Below are 21,122 nucleotides of genomic sequence, written 5' to 3'. Positions count from 1 at the left end.
TTATTAGTCTATGTTATAATGGGTTGTCATGTTACCAAGGAAAGGGAGGGGGAAGATGGATAATCAGCAATTGCAAAAATTAGTTGAAGATATTTCGAGGAAAGACTTTCAAAAGCCCTTTAGACACCTAGCTTGTTTTAATCCGCGCCTTCGAACGACTGGAGGAAGGTACTTGCTACGTTCACATAATATAGAAATTAATAAGAAATATCTTGATGAACGTGGAGTGGAAGAATTGATAGGAATCATAAAGCATGAATTATGCCATTATCACCTCCACCTTGAGAAGAAAGGATACCAGCATCGTGATGCTGACTTTAAGCGTTTACTCGAAAAAGTTGGAGCCCCAAGATTTTGCACGCCACTACCGTCAAACCAGTTAAAGAGAAAAATGAATACTATTCAATATAGATGTGAAAACTGTCAGGAGTTATATTTAAGAAAGAAGCGTATCGATACCACTCGTTTTGTCTGTGGTAAGTGTCGTGGAACACTGATATACCAAGGTTTTAAAGAAAAAGAAGCAAATAAATAAAAAAAAACAAAAGAACCCTTGACTTTATGTTGCAACCTCCTTATAATCATAAGAGTCGACAAGATAACAACTTGTTCTTCACGACAACCACTAAGGTCCTTGAGCGTAAAAAAGGAACCCAATTTTCATTATTCCGCAGTAGCTCAGTGGTAGAGCATTCGGCTGTTAACCGAACGGTCGTAGGTTCGAGTCCTACCTGCGGAGCCATTTTTTTGGGGAAGTACTCAAGAGGCTGAAGAGGCGCCCCTGCTAAGGGTGTAGGTCGCGTAAGCGGCGCGAGGGTTCAAATCCCTCCTTCTCCGCCAGTTATACATTTTATCACGGCCCATTGGTCAAGCGGTTAAGACACCGCCCTTTCACGGCGGTAACACGGGTTCGAATCCCGTATGGGTCACCATCTTTTGTATGTTTAAATTAAATTACTGGTCCCGTGGTGTAGCGGTTAACATGCCTGCCTGTCACGCAGGAGATCGCGGGTTCGATTCCCGTCGGGACCGCCATTTATTTCTTTAAAAAAACACTTGCTAGAATTAAGTTATTGTGATATAATATTAATCGGGCTGTTAATTAGTAATTGATTATTGGGCTATAGCCAAGCGGTAAGGCAACGGATTTTGATTCCGTCATGCGAAGGTTCGATCCCTTCTAGCCCAGCCATTTTATTTAGAGCCATTAGCTCAGTTGGTAGAGCATCTGACTTTTAATCAGAGGGTCGAAGGTTCGAATCCTTCATGGCTCACCATTTTATTTCGCGGGTGTGGCGGAATTGGCAGACGCACCAGACTTAGGATCTGGCGCCGCAAGGCGTGGGGGTTCAAGTCCCTTCACCCGCACTGATATTTTTCTTCTTGACAACAAGTTGAAAAGGTGTTAGACTTACAAAGTCGCTTTCGCGGTCGTGGCGGAATGGCAGACGCGCTAGGTTGAGGGCCTAGTGGGGGAAACCCCGTGGAGGTTCAAATCCTCTCGGCCGCACCAAAAACATCATAGAAATTAGCGCCCGTAGCTCAATTGGATAGAGCATCTGACTACGAATCAGAAGGTTGTAGGTTCGACTCCCGCCGGGCGCACCATATTTACGGGAAGTAGCTCAGCTTGGTAGAGCACTTGGTTTGGGACCAAGGGGTCGCAGGTTCGAATCCTGTCTTCCCGACCATTCTTTCTTAGAAATAATTTGAAAAATTAAATGCGGGTGTAGTTTAGTGGTAAAACCTCAGCCTTCCAAGCTGATGATGAGAGTTCGATTCTCTTCACCCGCTCCATTATTGCTCTTTGAAAACTGAACAAAACAAAGCGCCAACGTTAAATTTTAAGTGAGCACACACTATCAAAAAAAGCAAAATGAGCAAGTCAAACATTTCTTCGGAGAGTTTGATCCTGGCTCAGGACGAACGCTGGCGGCGTGCCTAATACATGCAAGTCGAGCGAATCTCAGGGAGCTTGCTCCCTGAGATTAGCGGCGGACGGGTGAGTAACACGTGGGCAACCTGCCTATAAGACTGGGATAACTTCGGGAAACCGGAGCTAATACCGGATACGTTCTTTTCTCGCATGAGAGAAGATGGAAAGACGGTTTTGCTGTCACTTATAGATGGGCCCGCGGCGCATTAGCTAGTTGGTGAGGTAATGGCTCACCAAGGCGACGATGCGTAGCCGACCTGAGAGGGTGATCGGCCACACTGGGACTGAGACACGGCCCAGACTCCTACGGGAGGCAGCAGTAGGGAATCTTCCGCAATGGACGAAAGTCTGACGGAGCAACGCCGCGTGAACGAAGAAGGCCTTCGGGTCGTAAAGTTCTGTTGTTAGGGAAGAACAAGTACCAGAGTAACTGCTGGTACCTTGACGGTACCTAACCAGAAAGCCACGGCTAACTACGTGCCAGCAGCCGCGGTAATACGTAGGTGGCAAGCGTTGTCCGGAATTATTGGGCGTAAAGCGCGCGCAGGTGGTTCCTTAAGTCTGATGTGAAAGCCCACGGCTCAACCGTGGAGGGTCATTGGAAACTGGGGAACTTGAGTGCAGAAGAGGAAAGTGGAATTCCAAGTGTAGCGGTGAAATGCGTAGAGATTTGGAGGAACACCAGTGGCGAAGGCGACTTTCTGGTCTGTAACTGACACTGAGGCGCGAAAGCGTGGGGAGCAAACAGGATTAGATACCCTGGTAGTCCACGCCGTAAACGATGAGTGCTAAGTGTTAGAGGGTTTCCGCCCTTTAGTGCTGCAGCTAACGCATTAAGCACTCCGCCTGGGGAGTACGGCCGCAAGGCTGAAACTCAAAGGAATTGACGGGGGCCCGCACAAGCGGTGGAGCATGTGGTTTAATTCGAAGCAACGCGAAGAACCTTACCAGGTCTTGACATCCTCTGACAACCCTAGAGATAGGGCGTTCCCCTTCGGGGGACAGAGTGACAGGTGGTGCATGGTTGTCGTCAGCTCGTGTCGTGAGATGTTGGGTTAAGTCCCGCAACGAGCGCAACCCTTGATCTTAGTTGCCAGCATTCAGTTGGGCACTCTAAGGTGACTGCCGGTGACAAACCGGAGGAAGGTGGGGATGACGTCAAATCATCATGCCCCTTATGACCTGGGCTACACACGTGCTACAATGGATGGTACAAAGGGTCGCAAACCTGCGAAGGTAAGCGAATCCCATAAAGCCATTCTCAGTTCGGATTGTAGGTCGCAACTCGCCTACATGAAGCCGGAATCGCTAGTAATCGCGGATCAGCATGCCGCGGTGAATACGTTCCCGGGCCTTGTACACACCGCCCGTCACACCACGAGAGTTTGTAACACCCGAAGTCGGTGAGGTAACCTTTATGGAGCCAGCCGCCTAAGGTGGGACAGATGATTGGGGTGAAGTCGTAACAAGGTAGCCGTATCGGAAGGTGCGGCTGGATCACCTCCTTTCTAAGGATAAATACGAGAGCGCTTTTGTTTTGTTCAGTTTTGAATGAGTAATTCATTCAGATACGAAAGATCTCATCACGTTGTGATGAAGTTTTTTCTTCTTTGTTCCTTGAAAACTAGATAATAGATAGAAGGCAATTAATTTTTTCAAAGCATCAGTAAGATCTTTTTTAACGGTTAAGTTAGAAAGGGCGCACGGTGGATGCCTTGGCACTAGGAGCCGATGAAGGACGGGACTAACACCGATATGCTTCGGGGAGCTGTAAGTAAGCTTTGATCCGGAGATTTCCGAATGGGGAAACCCACTGTTCGTAATGGAACAGTATCTTTACCTGAATACATAGGGTACTGAAGGCAGACCCGGGGAACTGAAACATCTAAGTACCCGGAGGAAGAGAAAGCAAATGCGATTTCCTGAGTAGCGGCGAGCGAAACGGAATTAGCCCAAACCAAGAGGCTTGCCTCTTGGGGTTGTAGGACACTCAACATGGAGTTACAAAGGAACGGGGTAAATGAAGTGATCTGGAAAGGTCCGTCAAAGAAGGTAAAAACCCTGTAGTTGAAACTTCGTTCCCTCCTGAGTGGATCCTGAGTACGGCGGGACACGAGAAATCCCGTCGGAAGCAGGGAGGACCATCTCCCAAGGCTAAATACTACCTAGTGACCGATAGTGAACCAGTACCGTGAGGGAAAGGTGAAAAGCACCCCGGAAGGGGAGTGAAATAGATCCTGAAACCGTGTGCCTACAAGTAGTCAAAGCCCGTTAATGGGTAATGGCGTGCCTTTTGTAGAATGAACCGGCGAGTTACGATTTCATGCGAGGTTAAGTTGATAAGACGGAGCCGCAGCTGAAAGCGAGTCTGAATAGGGCGAATGAGTATGAGGTCGTAGACCCGAAACCAGGTGATCTACCCATGTCCAGGGTGAAGTTCAGGTAACACTGAATGGAGGCCCGAACCCACGCACGTTGAAAAGTGCGGGGATGAGGTGTGGGTAGCGGAGAAATTCCAATCGAACCTGGAGATAGCTGGTTCTCTCCGAAATAGCTTTAGGGCTAGCCTCAAGATGAGAGTATTGGAGGTAGAGCACTGATTGGACTAGGGGCCCCCAACGGGTTACCGAATTCAGTCAAACTCCGAATGCCAAATACTTATTCTTGGGAGTCAGACTGCGAGTGATAAGATCCGTAGTCGAAAGGGAAACAGCCCAGACCACCAGCTAAGGTCCCAAAGTATACGTTAAGTGGAAAAGGATGTGGAGTTGCTTAGACAACCAGGATGTTGGCTCAGAAGCAGCCATCATTTAAAGAGTGCGTAATAGCTCACTGGTCGAGTGACTCCGCGCCGAAAATGTACCGGGGCTAAACGTATCACCGAAGCTGTGGATTGACACCGTATGGTGTCGATGGTAGGAGAGCGTTCTAAGGGCGTTGAAGTCAGACCGGAAGGACTGGTGGAGCGCTTAGAAGTGAGAATGCCGGTATGAGTAGCGAAAGAAGGGTGAGAATCCCTTCCACCGAATGCCTAAGGTTTCCTGAGGAAGGCTCGTCCGCTCAGGGTTAGTCGGGACCTAAGCCGAGGCCGAAAGGCGTAGGCGATGGACAACAGGTTGATATTCCTGTACCACCTATACATCGTTTGAACGATGGGGGGACGCAGAAGGATAGGGTAAGCGCGCTGTTGGATATGCGCGTCCAAGCAGTTAGGCCGGAAACGAGGCAAATCCCGTTTCCATTAAGGCGGAGCTGTGATGGCGAGGGAAATATAGTACCGAAGTTCCTGATTCCACGCCGCCAAGAAAAGCCTCTAGTGAGATGTAAGGTGCCCGTACCGCAAACCGACACAGGTAGGCGAGGAGAGAATCCTAAGGTGTGCGAGAGAACTCTCGTTAAGGAACTCGGCAAAATGACCCCGTAACTTCGGGAGAAGGGGTGCTTTTTAGGGTGAATAGCCCGGAAAAGCCGCAGTGAATAGGCCCAGGCGACTGTTTAGCAAAAACACAGGTCTCTGCGAAGCCGCAAGGCGAAGTATAGGGGCTGACACCTGCCCGGTGCTGGAAGGTTAAGGGGAGAGGTTAGCGCAAGCGAAGCTTTGAACCGAAGCCCCAGTAAACGGCGGCCGTAACTATAACGGTCCTAAGGTAGCGAAATTCCTTGTCGGGTAAGTTCCGACCCGCACGAAAGGTGTAACGATCTGGGCACTGTCTCAACGAGAGACTCGGTGAAATTATAGTACCTGTGAAGATGCAGGTTACCCGCGACAGGACGGAAAGACCCCGTGGAGCTTTACTGCGACTCTGATATTGAATTTTGGTACAGCTTGTACAGGATAGGTAGGAGCCTGAGAAGCCGGAGCGCTAGCTTCGGTGGAGGCGTTGGTGGGATACTACCCTGGCTGTATTGAAATTCTAACCCGCGCCCCTTATCGGGGTGGGAGACAGTGTCAGGTGGGCAGTTTGACTGGGGCGGTCGCCTCCTAAAGAGTAACGGAGGCGCCCAAAGGTTCCCTCAGAATGGTTGGAAATCATTCGTAGAGTGTAAAGGCACAAGGGAGCTTGACTGCGAGACCTACAAGTCGAGCAGGGACGAAAGTCGGGCTTAGTGATCCGGTGGTTCCGCATGGAAGGGCCATCGCTCAACGGATAAAAGCTACCCCGGGGATAACAGGCTTATCTCCCCCAAGAGTCCACATCGACGGGGAGGTTTGGCACCTCGATGTCGGCTCATCGCATCCTGGGGCTGTAGTCGGTCCCAAGGGTTGGGCTGTTCGCCCATTAAAGCGGTACGCGAGCTGGGTTCAGAACGTCGTGAGACAGTTCGGTCCCTATCCGTCGCGGGCGCAGGAAATTTGAGAGGAGCTGTCCTTAGTACGAGAGGACCGGGATGGACGCACCGCTGGTGTACCAGTTGTCTTGCCAAAGGCATAGCTGGGTAGCTACGTGCGGACGGGATAAGTGCTGAAAGCATCTAAGCATGAAGCCCCCCTCGAGATGAGATTTCCCATAGCGCAAGCTAGTAAGATCCCTGAAAGATGATCAGGTTGATAGGTCAGAGGTGGAAGCGTGGCGACATGTGGAGCTGACTGATACTAATAGATCGAGGACTTAACCACGCTTTAAAAAATGAAATACCTTCTTATTATCTAGTTTTGAAGGAATGAAAATTTCTTCTTGCATTTTATTAGGATGCATGTTATAATAATATATGTCCTGATAAAAGGTTAAATGTTTGGTGGCGATAGCGAAGAGGTCACACCCGTTCCCATTCCGAACACGGCAGTTAAGCTCTTCAGCGCCGATGGTAGTTGGGGGTTTCCCCCTGTGAGAGTAGGACGCCGCCAAGCTATAACCTTTAATTGTATCCTTTTTTAAAAAAAGGACATACTAAATTTTATAAAAGAAACATTTATACCGTCGCGGGGTGGAGCAGTCCGGTAGCTCGTCGGGCTCATAACCCGAAGGTCGCAGGTTCAAATCCTGTCCCCGCAATCATGAAAAAAACGAAACCTTGGTTTCGTTTTTTTGTTTTATCTGAATTTCGGATAATAATGTCCTTAACTTATTTGTTTCTTCTTTTGAAACAAGGTAAACTACATATAGAATGCTTTATTAGGGATATAATTATGGTCGTTAGCTTTTTTAAGTATTGTGTTTATGGTTCTCAAGATAAAACTAGAGAACATTTTCCTAATAGATGATAAAGGTGATTGATATATGCAACAATTTGAATGGATTTCTCAGAATGAGGAAGAAACAGCGCATTTTGCACAGGAATTAGCACAAAAGCTTTCAAGTGGTGATGTACTTGCTTTAGAAGGGGACTTGGGAGCAGGGAAAACGGCGTTCACAAAAGGTCTTGCTAAAGGTTTAGGTGTATCTAGAACTGTGAATAGCCCAACTTTTACGATAATAAAGGAATACGTTGGGAGATTACCCTTATACCATATGGATGTATATCGGGTAAGTGAATCAGAAGAAGATTTAGGTTTCGATGAATATTTTGATGGTGAAGGTGTGACCGTTGTGGAATGGGCTCATTTAATTAAAGACCAGCTTCCAAATGAAATCTTAACTATTTATATTTATCGTCTTAGTGATACAAGCCGCCGTCTTGTCTTAGAAGCCAAAGGCGAAAGGTATGTTACGTTATGTAAGGAGATTATTTGATGAAGGTTTTAGCTATAGATACATCGAACTTCACGTTAGGGATTGCTCTAATAAATGATACTCAAGTAATTGGCGAGTATACTACGAATTTAAAGAAAAATCATTCGGTTCGAGTGATGCCAGCAATTGAGACCCTATTAAGGGATTGTGATACTAGTCCTAAGGAATTGACTAAAATTGTGGTCGCTCAGGGCCCTGGATCTTATACAGGGGTTAGGATTGGTGTGACAATTGCGAAAACATTGGCGTGGACGTTGAAAATTCCATTATCGGCTGTTTCTAGTTTAGAAGTTTTAGCTGCTAATGGACGTTATTTTAACGGGTTAGTTTCGCCCTTGTTTGATGCAAGAAGAGGCCAGATTTATACTGGATTATATGAAATAGAAAATAATGTGTTAAATACAGTCATGGAAGATTGCAATATTCTATCCTCTGAATGGGCAATTCGATTAAAGGAATTAAAGCGTCCTGTTTTATTTGTTGGTCAGGATGTAGAAATTCATCGGGAAGCGATTACGAAAGTGTTAGGGAATTTAGCAGCATTTTCTCCCGTACAGTTATTTAACTCTCGACCAAGCGAACTTGCATTTATTGGCCTGAACAAGAATGAAGTGGACATACACCAGTTTGTACCGAACTATATTCGTATGGCTGAAGCGGAAGCTAAGTGGCTCGAACAGCAGGGGAAATAAAATAATAGGAAAGCGACCGATTATTATGAGTAAAACATTGACGTTTCGAAAGATGAAAACGGAAGATATCGACCAAGTGTTAAACGTAGAAAAACAATCCTTTACTTTGCCTTGGAGCCGGGAAGCTTTTTTTAATGAATTAAATCATAATCAATATGCTGTTTACATGGTTATTGAAGATGAAGGGGAAATTGCTGGTTATTGCGGCGCGTGGATTGTCATTGATGAATCGCATATTACCAATATCGCTATTTTACCTGAATACCGAGGGCAAAAGCTGGGTGAAGCTCTGCTTAGAAAGATGATTGAAATCTCAATTAGCATGGGCGTTGTAAGGATGACGCTTGAAGTTCGTGTTAGTAATGCAGTGGCCATTTCACTTTATGAAAAACTAGGCTTTCAAAAGGGTGGAATTCGTAAAAATTATTATACAGATAATCAAGAAGATGCTTATGTTATGTGGGTGAATTTTTCATGAAAAAAGATCAACTTATATTAGGAATTGAAACCAGCTGTGACGAAACTGCTGCAGCTGTCATAAAAAATGGAACAGAGATATTGAGCAATGTCGTTGCTTCACAAATAGAAAGCCATAAGCGGTTTGGTGGTGTTGTACCTGAAATAGCGTCCCGGCACCATGTAGAGCAAATTACAATCGTGCTTGAAGAGGCTTTGCTTCAGGCTGGTGTGACGTACGAAGATTTGGACGCTATTGCTGTTACAGAAGGTCCTGGGCTAGTAGGGGCATTGTTAATAGGTGTTAATGCTGCTAAAGCGGTGGCATTCGCTCATGGAATCCCGCTTGTTGGAACGCACCATATCGCGGGCCATATATATGCTAATAGACTTGTTCAAGAAATTCAGTACCCAGCCCTCTCATTAGTCGTTTCAGGAGGCCATACGGAATTGGTGCTTTTAGAGGAGCCCGGTTCCTTTAAAGTAATAGGGGAGACGCGGGACGATGCAGCAGGAGAGGCATATGATAAAGTAGCTCGAACTTTAGGACTTCCTTATCCAGGCGGTCCTCATATCGATAGGCTTGCACAAGAGGGTTCACCATCTTTGAAACTGCCTCGGGCATGGCTGGATGGCAGCTATGACTTTTCTTTCAGTGGGTTGAAATCAGCTGTAATTAACACTTTGCATAATGCAGAACAACGTGGAGAAAAAATTGATCCTAAAGATTTGGCCGCAAGTTTCCAAGCAAGCGTCATAGAGGTACTTGTGACAAAAGCTGTAAAAGCTGCTAAGGAATATGATGTGAAACAGGTGTTACTTGCAGGTGGTGTTGCCGCTAATAAAGGCCTACGGGAAGCACTAACTGAAGCCTTTATGGATTTACCAATGGATATTTCTATTCCCCCTTTATACCTTTGTACGGATAATGCAGCAATGATTGGTGCAGCTGCAAGTGTCATGTTTGAAAAAGGAAAGCGCTCTGGGTTAGATTTGAACGGAAACCCCGGCTTAGATTTAGAAGTTTTCTAACGATAAAAAAGGCAGGAGACCAAACTTCGGTATCCTGTCTTTTTTATAATGTTTTAAAAAAAATAGAATATTCTGTGGATAACGTTTTTTTATTATTCAAACCCGCTGTGTATAACCAATTGTTATGTGGATAAGTGCATAAGTTTCTGTGGATATTGTGGATAAATAGATTGAGTAGCTATTGAGTAGCAACTTGTTTGTGTATAAAAATGTGGATAACTTTGAGTCGATCTTTTCAAAACATCATGTAAAGACCGAGTTAAATAACTCGGTCCGATTGTTTATTCTTCTAATTCAGCCCATTCTTCAAGATGCTGATCTAAAGTTTCCTGTGCTTTATCAAGCTTTGTCTGAACTTCCATTACCTTCTCATGGTCTTGGAAGACGTTTGGGTCACAAAGGAGCTCATTATACTCGTTTATTTCAGTTTCGAGTAGCTCCATGGCTGACTCGATTTCCTCGATACGGCGTTTTCGCTGGCGTTCTGCTTTTTTTGCTTCTTTATCAATTTTGTAGTTTGTCTTTTCGACGATTAGTTCCACATTGGTCGATTTATTTTGTTGTTCGAGTGCTTCAATTTCTGCTTGCTCTTGTTTCTTCTCTACATAGTAATCATAATCGCCGAGAAACTCTTCATTGCCGTCTTTGGATAGCTCAATGACCTTTGTTGCAATTCGATTAATAAAATAACGGTCATGTGAGACGAAAAGAATGGTTCCTGGATAATCTATCAAAGCGTTTTCAAGCACTAATTTGCTGTCGAGATCTAAATGGTTCGTTGGTTCATCAAGAATTAAAAAATTCCCTTTTTCCATCATCATTTTGGCTAAAGCAAGCCGTGCCTTTTCACCACCGCTTAGTGTCGAAACGGTTTTCAATACATCATCTCCACTAAAAAGGAAATTACCAAGTACTGTGCGGATATCTTTTTCCGGTTTAAGGGGATATTCATCCCATAGTTCATTTAGTACGCGTTTATTAGAAATCAAATTGGCCTGTTCTTGATCGTAGTAGCTGACCTCGACGTTCGTTCCAAAACGGAAATCGCCAGAAATTGCAGGCAGCTTGGATATAATCGTTTTTAATAACGTCGATTTACCAACGCCATTTGGACCGACAAGGGCAATACTTTCTCCTTTTGTCATCCGAGAGTTAATATTATTAGATACTGTTTCCCCTTCATAACCAATAGCTAAGCTTTGAAGATGAAGTACTTCGTTTCCGCTTTGCTTTTCAATTTGGAAGGAAAAATTAGCAGATTTTTCGTCACCTTGTGGCCTGTCCAATACGTCCATCTTTTCGAGCTGCTTGCGCCTGCTTTGCGCTCTTTTGGTGGTCGAAGCTCTTGTGATATTACGTTGAACAAAGTCACGCAGTTTTTCGATTTCACCTTGTTGTTTTTCGAATTGCTTCATGTCCCGTTCATAATCTTCCGCTTTTCCTTCTAAGTAAGAACTGTAATTACCATAGTACTTTTTCATATTATTTCTTGAAATTTCATACACCTGGTTTACAACTTTATCTAGAAAATAGCGGTCATGGGAAACAATAAGTACAGCACCTTGGTAACTTTGTAAATATTGTTCAAGCCAGGAGAGAGTTTCGATATCCAGATGGTTTGTTGGTTCATCGAGAATCAATATATCGGGCTTCTTTAAAAGCAGCTTTCCTAATGCAAGCCGTGTTTTTTGGCCTCCACTCAACGTGGAAATGAGAGTGGAATAGTCAAAGTCACCAAACTGAAGACCATGTAATACGGAACGGATATCTGCTTCATATTGATAGCCCCCCTTTTCTTTAAAGGCTACCTGTAAAGTGTCATATTCATTTAACACCTTTTGGTAAAGTATTTCGTTATCAAAAGTGTCAGGTTTGGCCATTTCGGCCTCAAGTCGGCGCAGTTCTTTCTCTTGCTCTATTAGGTCTTTGAATACAGTCTGCATCTCATTCCAAATGGAAAGTTCGGATTCTAAACCTGTATCCTGTGCCATATAGCCAATAGTGACGCCTTTGGGTTTGATGATCTCGCCGCCATCATGGGAAAGTTGTCCGGCTATGATTTTTAGCAGAGTTGATTTTCCAGCGCCGTTTCGGCCAACTAGGGCAATTCGATCTTTATTTTGAACTTCGAGCTTCATATTTGATAAAATAAGTTCAGCTCCGTAATATTTGGATAGTTGATTGATTTGTAATAAAATCATAAATTTTCACCTCAATTGATTATTGTTAGTGTAACGTATTATAGTAATTATCGGCAACAGCTGAGGTCTAAGCAAAAACAAGCTGTTACATAATGTGGAATAATAGTGTATGATTTAGGAGGGGTTATTAATGGGGGACTTAACGCATTTTAATGAACAAGGCAGAGCTAAAATGGTTGATGTGAGTGCGAAGCCTGAAACCATTCGGACGGCAACAGCTCAATCGAGTATCTTATTGAACGATGAAATATATGAAAAAATCACGAACCAGAAAATGAAAAAAGGTGATGTTCTGTCAGTTGCACAGGTTGCAGGCATCATGGCAAGCAAAAATACATCCAATATAATCCCGATGTGTCACCCTATTTCTCTACAAGGGGTCAATATAGCCTTTGATTGGGTAAAAGAAGAACAAGGTTATAGGCTTAAAATAGAAACAGAAGCCAAGACAAAAGGTAGTACAGGTGTTGAAATGGAAGCGTTAACAGCTGCATCTGTGACCGCTTTAACTGTCTACGATATGTGTAAGGCTATTGATAAAGGAATGGTAATCGGGCCTACATTTTTAGTGGAGAAAACAGGTGGGGTGTCTAGTAGCGATTACAAAAGACAGTTGAATCAAACAGATAAAGAAGAATAAGTTTGAAAAGCATGTGTGAAGGCGGGGAAGAACGATGAACCATGACCCAAAGATACCGCAGGCAACGGCCAAAAGGTTGCCCTTATATTATCGATTTTTAAAGAACTTACATTCCTCAGGTAAACAAAGAGTATCCTCGGCAGAGCTTAGCGAAGCTGTAAAAGTTGATTCGGCTACAATTCGCCGTGATTTTTCCTACTTTGGCGCGCTTGGAAAAAAGGGCTACGGCTATAATGTAAATTATTTACTATCCTTCTTCAGAAAAACACTAGATCAAGATGAATTGACAAAAGTCGCTTTAATTGGAGTAGGGAATTTAGGGACCGCTTTTTTAAATTACAATTTTTTGAAAAATAATAATACAAAAATTGAAATGGCATTTGAAGTTTCTGAAGATAAGGTTGGAAAGCGAATAGCTGATGTGCCAATCTATCATATGGACCAAATAGATACGCTTTTGCAGGAAAATAATATTACAGCAGCTATTTTGACAGTACCTGCCCAAGTGGCTCAAACGATAACCGATCGTTTAGTTAAAGCTGATATAAAAGGAATATTGAATTTCACTCCTGCTCGGCTGACTGTACCGCCGTCCATAAGAGTTCACCACATTGACCTGGCTGTAGAGCTTCAGTCCCTCATCTACTTTTTAAAGCATTATCCTGTGGTAGAAGAAGTTGCATTAGAGGAATAAAAAAACGCTGCGTCTTCGCAGCGTTTTTTATTTTTTCTTCTTATTGTTTGCGGATTTAATTTTAAAGTGCATCATGATCATACGTAACCCTGACCCAAAGTCAAGAGTTGCAATAAGTACGAGTATGTAGGCAAAGATTCCCCATCCTGTTGAATTGACGGTTTGGATTGCGATAGCCGTAAAAAGAGCCCCTAAGCCTGCATAGATGATACCGATAAATAGTGGTGATTGACGACGTTTCATAATAAACCTCCGATAAAGGCCTGTGCAGTATCTAGCATCTTCTCAATATCATCTCTATAAAACACTTGAAGGATGATAACAAGGGTATTCATTGCAATATGTGCCACCATCGACACAAGGATACGACCGGTTTGCGCATAAAGAAATGCAAAGGTGAAGCCCATTGCTGAATATAAAAGAAGATGTTCGAGTTCACCATGCGCCAAGCCGAAAATAACTGAGCTAATTAAAGCAGAAATAAAGAAATTAAAGCGTTTATTAAGTGATCCGAAAATGATTTTCCGGAAAAGGATTTCTTCCAAAATAGGTCCAATTACTGAAGTCACGAAAATGACCATTGGGACTTCATATATGAGTGAAATAAGATTCTGCGTATTTTCAGATTCAGACTTCACCCCGAGCATTTGTTCAATGCTTCCAGCTAGGCTTTGAGCAATAAGTGCCAGAAATACACCTGCTATCGCCCACAATATAGACGTAGGGATTGAAGCTTGATTACGTGTGTCTATCCTTTCCCTCATATCTTTTCTCATCAAAATTAAAATCAGTGTTAGAGCTGCGAGAAAGCTGAATACAATCCAGTATGCTGCTGCTTTAACTTTGAGTTCATCAGCAGGCATTTCGCTTAAAGATCCAATCAGCATGAAAATAGGCATCCCAACAATACTGGATAATTGCATGGCTATGTAAGTGATGATGACGAACCAATATTCTTTTTTCAAAAATGAAAACTCCTTTTATTTAGTCCGCCATTTCTCTTATAACGGTCCTGACATGGGGACAATCTCTAAACGTATACTCCAAAATGGTATCAAATAATGAGACATAACTCCACTTAAACGTACGCATAAGAGAACATTTCATCTCCTTTGTTAAAAGAAACATTATCCTAAAGTAGTATACCCGGAATTTATCAGAAATTAATAAAAAATTTTCGATAAGATACTTGCAAAAAAGGCTCGGTTTATTTAATATTATAAATGTGTTAGCACTCGATGATGAAGAGTGCTAATAATCACAAAGCAAATTATCAAGAGAATATGAGGAGGTTGTTTCACTTGTTAAAACCATTAGGTGATCGCGTTATTATTGAACTAGTTCAATCTGAAGAAAAAACGGCAAGCGGTATTGTTCTTCCTGATACTGCAAAAGAAAAGCCACAAGAAGGTAAGGTCGTAGCAGTTGGTACGGGCCGTGTTCTTGAAAATGGCGAACGTGTTGCTTTAGAGGTTGCCCAAGGCGATCTAATTATCTTCTCAAAATATGCTGGTACTGAAGTGAAATACGAAGATACTGAATACTTAATTTTACGTGAAAGCGACATTTTAGCTGTTATTGGCTAATTATACATCATACTTAACTGAACGAAAATTTTCTTAAAATTTTAGGGAGGTACTTATAAATGGCTAAAGAAATTAAATTTAGTGAAGAAGCACGCCGCTCAATGCTTCGTGGTGTGGACGCACTTGCAGATGCAGTTAAAGTAACGCTTGGACCAAAAGGTCGTAACGTGGTTCTTGAGAAAAAATTCGGTTCACCGCTTATCACAAATGACGGTGTAACAATCGCTAAAGAAATCGAATTAGAAGATGCATTCGAAAACATGGGTGCGAAATTGGTTGCTGAAGTAGCAAGCAAAACAAACGACGTAGCTGGTGACGGTACAACTACTGCAACGGTTCTAGCGCAAGCAATGATCCGTGAAGGTCTTAAAAACGTAACAGCTGGTGCTAACCCAATGGGTATCCGTAAAGGAATCGAAAAAGCGGTTAATACTGCGATTGCAGAATTAAAAGCCATTTCTCAACCTGTTGAAAACAAAGAATCGATTGCACAAGTTGCTGCTATCTCTTCAGCTGATGAAGAAGTAGGCCAACTGATTGCTGAAGCTATGGAACGCGTTGGTAACGACGGCGTCATCACAATCGAAGAGTCTAAAGGTTTCACAACTGAATTGGACGTTGTAGAAGGTATGCAGTTCGACCGTGGATATGCTTCCCCTTACATGGTTACTGATTCAGATAAAATGGAAGCTGTTTTAGACAATCCATATATCTTAATCACGGATAAAAAAGTAACGAATATCCAAGAAATCCTTCCTGTACTTGAGCAAGTTGTTCAACAAGGAAAACCACTATTATTGATTGCTGAAGATGTAGAAGGCGAAGCGCTTGCAACTCTTGTTGTGAACAAACTTCGTGGAACATTCAATGCAGTTGCGGTTAAGGCTCCTGGATTCGGTGATCGTCGTAAAGCAATGCTTGAAGACATCGCAGCTCTTACAGGCGGCGAAGTAATCACTGAAGAAATCGGACTTGATCTTAAATCTGCAACAATCGAATCTTTAGGACGTGCGTCTAAAGTGGTTGTTACAAAAGAAAACACAACTATCGTTGAAGGATCTGGAGATACAGCTCAAATTCAAGCTCGTGTAAACCAAATCCGTGTTCAATTAGAAGAAACAACTTCTGAATTCGACCGTGAAAAATTACAAGAACGCCTTGCTAAATTAGCTGGTGGTGTAGCAGTAATCAAAGTCGGTGCAGCTACTGAAACAGAATTAAAAGAACGTAAACTTCGTATTGAAGATGCATTGAACTCTACTCGTGCTGCTGTTGAAGAAGGTATCGTAGCCGGTGGTGGTACAGCTCTTCTAAACGTATACAATAAAGTGGCAGAAATTCAAGCGGAAGGCGACGTAGCAACAGGCGTGAAAATCGTTCTTCGTGCTATCGAAGAGCCAGTACGCCAAATCGCTCACAATGCTGGACTTGAAGGTTCTGTAATCGTAGAACGCCTTAAAGGTGAAGCAGTTGGAACTGGCTTCAATGCAGCTACTGGCGAATGGGTTAACATGATTGCATCTGGTATCGTGGATCCTACTAAAGTAACTCGTTCAGCTCTACAAAACGCTGGTTCTGTTGCTGCAATGTTCTTAACAACAGAAGCTGTTGTTGCTGACAAACCAGAACCTGCTGGCGCTGGTGGCATGGGCATGCCTGATATGGGTGGCATGGGCGGAATGGGCGGCATGATGTAATAAAGCCGTCAATCCCTTGATATATAAGGGTTTGAGAGTGAAATGGTAACATTTTGCTAACATTGAGGATTTTAATGGAGGCTTCTCATAAGTTGACCAAACTTATGGGAAGCTTCTTTTTTCATTTCTTGAGTTACATGGAGATATACATTCTTTGTAATCTGATCATCGGTATGACCAAGCCTGTCCATAATTTGTTCAAGTGAGACGAGACATCAGCTTCTGCAAGTAGAGAAGGCATGATTAATCCCAATAATAATATAGTGTAATATCAGTTGGTCACGCCCAAAACGAAAAAATCTAGACGAAAGGTTGTGGTAGGTGAAGAGGTTATTAAACTATATATTGAGTAGCAAAAAGTAATACGCCTCAAACGATAATTAATTTTCCGAATGGATCTTTTATTGAAAGTGAAATCATCCAAATTCGAGCTAGAAAGATAGATAAAGATTACTAGACCGATTGTATATCCATATGTTTGAATTAAATTCCTAAATCTTGACCATATGTACGCATTAGTTCATCAATTAACTCTTTGTGATTGTCAGTTGCAGTTGAAACAATTGTTACTCCTTCCACTTCCTTCCTTCCTTCCTTCCATTTCGATTAATTTTTTCTAATTACCTCCAATAGTCAACTTACTAAAATAGGGCTGCGGGCTTAGTAAATAATTAGGCTTAAGTTGGTTTACCTAATAAATACCATTTTGTATGATTACTTTGTACTCTCATAATTATTCAGGCCAAGTCTACTAAGAAATCAGCATGTATACTTTTTCAAAGGTTATTGATTAAGATTTTCAACATCCATGCTTAGTGCTTGTTCTGGAAATAAGAAATTAAAAAAGATTCATTTAGAGCATTTTTAATTCAAAAATTGATGGAAATTATTACCTTAAAGAAATGAACAAGATTGATAGAGACAAGGATAAAATAGAAAAAATTATCTATGTAGAAGGAGGAAAAATATTGTTTTTAAAGATGGTAAAGAATGATTTTGTCAGGCAGAAAATTGTAACAATTTCAGTATTTGTATTTATCGCTATGGCAGTTCTTTTGGGAGCTAGTGCAATAAATAACATGGCCAATCTGATTCAGTCGATGTCGGACCTGCAGGAACGTGCAGTACCAGCTGACATTACGCAGATGCATTCCGGAGAATTTGATCAGGCAGAAATCGATAAATTTACAGAAGAACAGCGTGAGAATATAGCGATGCAGGAGACGATGTTTCTTCTGACTTTGGATGGAAGTAATATTCATTTCGGCAATAATCAAACGATGGCTGGAACTGTACAGGATATTTCATTTGTTGTACAGAATAAAAAATTCGATTTTATATTGGATCTGGATAATAAAAAGCTGGATGTACCGGAAGGGGAAGTGGCGGTTCCAATCTATTTCATGCAACAATATGACTTAAAAATAGGTGATACGATTACGGTGAAAAGCGGAGAGTATGAGAATGAGTTTGTCATTTCAGATTATGCAAGAGATTATGAGATGAACTCTTCCCTTACTTCTTCGAAACGGTTTGTTATTAATCAGGCAGACTATAATGAAATGCTTTTAAAGCAGGCCGGGGAACTGGAATATCTGATCGAATTCAAGCTACATGAAAACGGGGATTCTCAAGGACTTCAGACTGCATATATCGAAGGAGGTCTTCCAGCAAACGGTCCTACAGTCGGAGGAAAGATATTTCTGATGTTTAATGCCATGTCAGATGCGGCAGTTGCAATGGTCATTATACTTATCAGTGTTCTGCTGATTATTATAGCTTCGCTCTGTATCAGACTTACGTTTCTGGCAACCATTGATGAAGATTTAAGAGAAATCGGTGTGATGAAAGCAATAGGAATATCCCAAAAAGATATAAAGAAGGTATATCTTAACAAATACAGAGTCATGTCAGTAGTAGCCGGTATAATAGGCTATCTGCTTTCCTTTGCCGTGGTAAATCTGTTTAACGGTAATATGAGACTTTACATATCTTCGGATTTATCAGGAAACTTAAAATATGTACTATCTCTTATAGCTCCATTATTGGTATATTTCATGATTGTGATGTATTGCAAGAAAGTACTGAAAAGAATCGATAAGATTTCTGCGGTAGAAGCCTTACGGAAAGATTCTATGGAGCATGGAAAGAACCAAGAATACAGTTTTCCACTGCTTAAGAACAAATTCTTCAGCACCAATATTTATATGGGACTTAGGGATGTATGTAAACGATTCAAATTATACAGGCTACTGTTCTTTATTTTTATCGTATGTACGTTTATTGTAATACTTCCTATAAATATTTATAACACCATGAATTCACCGGAATTTTCTACATACATGGGAATAGGAAAGTCCGATATGAGAATCGATCTTCGAAGGACCGATAGTATTACAGAAGATTTTAAAAAGCTGCAGGAAGAGCTGAAAAATGATTCGGATATTGAAAAGTATGCGGCCTACATCACAAGTTCCTACCAGGTCAAAAATGCGGAATCCTGGGACTATATGAATATTGAAACCGGAGATTTTTCCGTATTTCCATTAAATTATCTGGAAGGAAGAACACCGGAGGGTGAAGGAGAAATATCACTTTCCTTTGCCAATGCGTCAAAAGACGGATTAAACAAGAAAGTAGGAGATGAAGTAGCAGTAAAGGTTGGCGGGGAAGAAAAGAATTTGAAAGTAACTGGTATTTATCAAGATATTACAAATGGCGGGAAAACAGCAAAGGCGCATACCAGTCTTGGAGTAAATGATGAGGCCGTTCTTTGGTATATTGTGTACATGGATGTGGCTCAAGGCGTTGATATTCGTGAGAAAATGGACTACTACCAGAATGCCTATGATTCTACGCAGGTCAATGATATCAAAGAATATACACGGCAGACTCTTGGAAATATCATTGATCAGATGAGTACAGTTGTGATAGGCGCATTCGCCATTGCAGTAATCATAGCTGTATTGATCACGGCACTATTCCTTCGGATGCTATTATCAAAGGATATGTCTCAGATTGCAATCATGCGAAGTATGGGATTAACTTCTAAAAATATTAAACATCAATATATGGCAGGAACTATGATGGTACTGATATTGGGAATCATAGTTGGAGTGCTGGCTTCTAATTATTTAGGGGAGTTACTTGTAAGTATGGCAATGTCCACTATGGGAGCTGCAAAAATTGAATTTGTTCATGTTGTATGGCAGACTTGGCTGTTATGTCCGTTAGTGCTGATTGTAGTAGTCGGCTTTACGATATTTGTGTCCTGTAAGGTAGCCGTAAAAGATGATTTATCTGTCGTTTTAAGAAGTTAGAAGTACTGAAAAAAAAGGTTCGGGCAGGAAGTGTATCTGCTAAGGCAGAAGAAGTCTCCTGTGTGAAGACCCCTATGCAGATAAGAATGCAGATTCCTGAAAAAAAGCATTCCGGGGCGCCTCTGTGGAAATAGACTTTGATTTTAATATTTGGCATTGGAGGAATATAGATGAGCAATATATTAGAAGCAATAAGTATGAACAAAAAAGTAGAATTAGGAAAAGATAATGAGCTTCATATCTTAAAGGATGTAAACCTGGATATAGAAGAAGGTGAATTCGTATCGGTCATGGGGCCATCCGGAAGCGGGAAATCAACACTTCTTTATAATGTAAGCGGTATGGATAGAATTACTTCCGGCAGTGTGAAATTTAAAGACTGTGAAATTGGCACACTAAAAGAAGAAGAATTGGCGAAGATTCGACTGAATCACATGGGATTTATCTTTCAGGATATTAATCTATTAAAAAATCTGTCATTGATTGACAATGTTATGTTTCCTGCTCTTGTATCAAAAGACGCGGATAAAAATACGGTGTATCAAAAGGCAAAAAAACTGATGGAAATGACAGGAATTGAAAAGCTTGCAGATAATACGATCACTCAAGGCTCTGGCGGCCAGCTGCAGAGAGTCGCCATCTGCAGAGCATTGATAAATGATCCGGATATCATTTTTGGAGACGAACCGACCGGAGCATTAGACTCCAAATCGTCAGCAGACATTATGTCTATTCTGGCAGAGATTAATAATGAAGGGACAACCATCATGCTCGTGACGCATGATGCAAAGGTGGCAGCAAAAACCGAAAGAATATTGTTTATGGTAGATGGAAATCTTGTTGCACAGAAGAAAATGAGTAAATACGATAACCAGCATGACGATATTAAGAAAAGAGAAGAAAGCATTATGAAATGGTTAGTAGAAAATGGATTCTAATTTTTCATTGGCATTCGCATAAAGTTCATATGGAAACTTTATTTGGTAAGTTCGATAGGAAAAATGAAGAATGTTTGTAAGGAAAGACACGCTAACAATTTGTTAACACAATCAAGCAGAATATTTTGAGTGGTATCGAACCTATGCATATGGTAAAAAAAAGTCAACCTCATCAACAGGCAAAGTCTGCCCAAAATGAGGTTGAATTCATTCGTAAGTTGTTCGGAGTAGCTGCTTAATCCCAAAGTTAACAGGATA

At 42.0% G+C, this 21,122-nt stretch carries 14 protein-coding genes, 12 tRNA genes, 3 rRNA genes and 1 pseudogene; 27 read left to right on the top strand and 3 right to left on the bottom strand.

Going from position 1 to position 21,122, the window contains the following annotated elements; translation table 11 throughout:
• Positions 1-55: 55 nt before the first annotated feature.
• The 20 genes from JFU24_RS14930 to tsaD all read left to right on the top strand — a co-directional run bounded on the left by JFU24_RS14930 (position 56) and on the right by tsaD (position 9,788).
• Positions 56-535 carry a SprT family protein gene (locus JFU24_RS14930; RefSeq protein ID WP_201188337.1) on the top strand — a complete coding sequence of 160 codons (480 nt, stop codon included), beginning with the start codon at positions 56-58 and terminating at the stop codon, positions 533-535.
• A gap of 132 nt (positions 536-667) precedes the next feature.
• Positions 668-742 (top strand) — tRNA-Asn (locus JFU24_RS14925).
• 7 nt (positions 743-749) lie between these two features.
• Positions 750-840, top strand: a tRNA-Ser gene (locus tag JFU24_RS14920).
• A gap of 17 nt (positions 841-857) precedes the next feature.
• A tRNA-Glu gene (locus JFU24_RS14915) sits at positions 858-932 on the top strand.
• Positions 933-959: 27 nt separating this feature from the next.
• Positions 960-1,035: transfer RNA gene (locus JFU24_RS14910), tRNA-Asp, on the top strand.
• Positions 1,036-1,117: 82 nt separating this feature from the next.
• Positions 1,118-1,192 (top strand) — tRNA-Gln (locus tag JFU24_RS14905).
• 9 nt (positions 1,193-1,201) lie between these two features.
• Positions 1,202-1,277: transfer RNA gene (locus tag JFU24_RS14900), tRNA-Lys, on the top strand.
• Between the two features lie 9 nt (positions 1,278-1,286).
• Positions 1,287-1,368 (top strand) — tRNA-Leu (locus JFU24_RS14895).
• Positions 1,369-1,427: 59 nt separating this feature from the next.
• Positions 1,428-1,513: transfer RNA gene (locus JFU24_RS14890), tRNA-Leu, on the top strand.
• A gap of 18 nt (positions 1,514-1,531) precedes the next feature.
• Positions 1,532-1,608 (top strand) — tRNA-Arg (locus JFU24_RS14885).
• Positions 1,609-1,614: 6 nt separating this feature from the next.
• Positions 1,615-1,691 (top strand) — tRNA-Pro (locus JFU24_RS14880).
• A gap of 32 nt (positions 1,692-1,723) precedes the next feature.
• A tRNA-Gly gene (locus JFU24_RS14875) sits at positions 1,724-1,797 on the top strand.
• 97 nt (positions 1,798-1,894) lie between these two features.
• Positions 1,895-3,444 (top strand): 16S ribosomal RNA (locus JFU24_RS14870).
• 175 nt (positions 3,445-3,619) lie between these two features.
• Positions 3,620-6,554 (top strand): 23S ribosomal RNA (locus tag JFU24_RS14865).
• Positions 6,555-6,669: 115 nt separating this feature from the next.
• Positions 6,670-6,785: ribosomal RNA gene (gene rrf, locus JFU24_RS14860) — 5S ribosomal RNA — on the top strand.
• Together the 16S, 23S and 5S rRNA genes with 12 tRNA genes alongside form the textbook arrangement of a ribosomal RNA operon.
• A 71-nt stretch (positions 6,786-6,856) precedes the next feature.
• Positions 6,857-6,930: transfer RNA gene (locus tag JFU24_RS14855), tRNA-Met, on the top strand.
• Between the two features lie 225 nt (positions 6,931-7,155).
• Positions 7,156-7,608 carry a tRNA (adenosine(37)-N6)-threonylcarbamoyltransferase complex ATPase subunit type 1 TsaE gene (tsaE, locus tag JFU24_RS14850; protein WP_053348963.1) on the top strand — a complete coding sequence of 151 codons (453 nt, stop codon included), beginning with the start codon at positions 7,156-7,158 and terminating at the stop codon, positions 7,606-7,608.
• Positions 7,608-8,300: a tRNA (adenosine(37)-N6)-threonylcarbamoyltransferase complex dimerization subunit type 1 TsaB gene (gene tsaB, locus JFU24_RS14845; protein WP_201188339.1), complete on the top strand. Its 693-nt coding sequence runs from the start codon at positions 7,608-7,610 to the stop codon at positions 8,298-8,300. Before tsaE ends, tsaB begins: the two co-directional genes overlap by 1 nt.
• A gap of 25 nt (positions 8,301-8,325) precedes the next feature.
• Complete coding sequence (rimI, locus tag JFU24_RS14840; protein WP_201188341.1) at positions 8,326-8,778, top strand: ribosomal protein S18-alanine N-acetyltransferase; 453 nt, start codon at positions 8,326-8,328, stop codon at positions 8,776-8,778.
• Complete coding sequence (gene tsaD / locus JFU24_RS14835) at positions 8,775-9,788, top strand: tRNA (adenosine(37)-N6)-threonylcarbamoyltransferase complex transferase subunit TsaD (protein ID WP_056523290.1); 1,014 nt, start codon at positions 8,775-8,777, stop codon at positions 9,786-9,788. The genes rimI and tsaD overlap by 4 nt, the downstream gene beginning before the upstream one ends.
• A 281-nt stretch (positions 9,789-10,069) precedes the next feature.
• Here the strand turns inward: tsaD and JFU24_RS14830 are convergent, their stop codons facing one another.
• Positions 10,070-11,989, bottom strand: a complete 1,920-nt coding sequence (locus JFU24_RS14830) for an ABC-F family ATP-binding cassette domain-containing protein (RefSeq protein ID WP_201188343.1) — start codon at positions 11,987-11,989, stop codon at positions 10,070-10,072.
• A gap of 130 nt (positions 11,990-12,119) precedes the next feature.
• Between JFU24_RS14830 and moaC the strand changes: the two genes are divergently transcribed.
• Both moaC and JFU24_RS14820 read left to right on the top strand, forming a co-directional pair.
• Positions 12,120-12,629, top strand: coding sequence for a cyclic pyranopterin monophosphate synthase MoaC (gene moaC / locus JFU24_RS14825; protein ID WP_053348958.1), 510 nt, complete (start codon positions 12,120-12,122; stop codon positions 12,627-12,629).
• Positions 12,630-12,663: 34 nt separating this feature from the next.
• Entirely contained in the window at positions 12,664-13,323 is a 660-nt protein-coding gene (locus JFU24_RS14820) for a redox-sensing transcriptional repressor Rex (RefSeq protein ID WP_053348957.1), read from the top strand.
• A 27-nt stretch (positions 13,324-13,350) separates the two neighbouring features.
• Here JFU24_RS14820 and JFU24_RS14815 read toward each other — a convergent pair whose 3' ends face one another.
• Both JFU24_RS14815 and JFU24_RS14810 read right to left on the bottom strand, forming a co-directional pair.
• Positions 13,351-13,566: a YdiK family protein gene (locus JFU24_RS14815; protein WP_201188345.1), complete on the bottom strand. Its 216-nt coding sequence runs from the start codon at positions 13,564-13,566 to the stop codon at positions 13,351-13,353.
• Entirely contained in the window at positions 13,563-14,288 is a 726-nt protein-coding gene (locus tag JFU24_RS14810) for a CPBP family intramembrane glutamic endopeptidase (protein WP_201188347.1), read from the bottom strand. The genes JFU24_RS14815 and JFU24_RS14810 overlap by 4 nt, the downstream gene beginning before the upstream one ends.
• A 336-nt stretch (positions 14,289-14,624) precedes the next feature.
• On the opposite strand from JFU24_RS14810, the gene groES reads away from it, so the two are divergent.
• From groES to JFU24_RS30335, 5 genes and pseudogenes are all read left to right on the top strand, one after another.
• Complete coding sequence (gene groES, locus JFU24_RS14805) at positions 14,625-14,909, top strand: co-chaperone GroES (RefSeq protein WP_053348954.1); 285 nt, start codon at positions 14,625-14,627, stop codon at positions 14,907-14,909.
• Positions 14,910-14,968: 59 nt separating this feature from the next.
• The gene (gene groL / locus JFU24_RS14800; protein ID WP_053348953.1) at positions 14,969-16,606 is read left to right on the top strand and encodes a chaperonin GroEL; all 1,638 of its coding nucleotides are present in this window, start codon (positions 14,969-14,971) and stop codon (positions 16,604-16,606) included.
• Between the two features lie 968 nt (positions 16,607-17,574).
• The gene (locus tag JFU24_RS14795) at positions 17,575-19,926 is read left to right on the top strand and encodes an ABC transporter permease (RefSeq protein WP_201250156.1); all 2,352 of its coding nucleotides are present in this window, start codon (positions 17,575-17,577) and stop codon (positions 19,924-19,926) included.
• 170 nt (positions 19,927-20,096) lie between these two features.
• Positions 20,097-20,864 (top strand): ABC transporter ATP-binding protein, encoded by a 768-nt coding sequence (locus JFU24_RS14790; RefSeq protein WP_201222378.1) that lies wholly within the window; start codon positions 20,097-20,099, stop codon positions 20,862-20,864.
• Positions 20,865-20,986: 122 nt separating this feature from the next.
• Positions 20,987-21,103 (top strand): annotated as a pseudogene (locus JFU24_RS30335) (IS6 family transposase); the annotation flags it as partial.
• Positions 21,104-21,122: the final 19 nt, after the last annotated feature.

It is taken from the genome of Peribacillus sp. TH27 (assembly GCF_016650915.1).
GTDB lineage: Bacteria > Bacillota > Bacilli > Bacillales > DSM-1321 > Peribacillus > Peribacillus butanolivorans.
The sequence above is the reverse complement of the archived record's forward strand: the minus strand, read 5'-3'. Positions and strand labels throughout refer to the sequence as shown.

Coding starts and splice junctions, on each gene's coding strand:
- JFU24_RS14930 (WP_201188337.1), top strand. CDS start 56: ATGGATAATCAGCAATTGCAAAAATTAGTTGAAGATATTTCGAGGAAA.
- tsaE (WP_053348963.1), top strand. CDS start 7,156: ATGCAACAATTTGAATGGATTTCTCAGAATGAGGAAGAAACAGCGCAT.
- tsaB (WP_201188339.1), top strand. CDS start 7,608: ATGAAGGTTTTAGCTATAGATACATCGAACTTCACGTTAGGGATTGCT.
- rimI (WP_201188341.1), top strand. CDS start 8,326: ATGAGTAAAACATTGACGTTTCGAAAGATGAAAACGGAAGATATCGAC.
- tsaD (WP_056523290.1), top strand. CDS start 8,775: ATGAAAAAAGATCAACTTATATTAGGAATTGAAACCAGCTGTGACGAA.
- JFU24_RS14830 (WP_201188343.1), bottom strand. CDS start 11,989: ATGATTTTATTACAAATCAATCAACTATCCAAATATTACGGAGCTGAA.
- moaC (WP_053348958.1), top strand. CDS start 12,120: ATGGGGGACTTAACGCATTTTAATGAACAAGGCAGAGCTAAAATGGTT.
- JFU24_RS14820 (WP_053348957.1), top strand. CDS start 12,664: ATGAACCATGACCCAAAGATACCGCAGGCAACGGCCAAAAGGTTGCCC.
- JFU24_RS14815 (WP_201188345.1), bottom strand. CDS start 13,566: ATGAAACGTCGTCAATCACCACTATTTATCGGTATCATCTATGCAGGC.
- groL (WP_053348953.1), top strand. CDS start 14,969: ATGGCTAAAGAAATTAAATTTAGTGAAGAAGCACGCCGCTCAATGCTT.
- JFU24_RS14790 (WP_201222378.1), top strand. CDS start 20,097: ATGAGCAATATATTAGAAGCAATAAGTATGAACAAAAAAGTAGAATTA.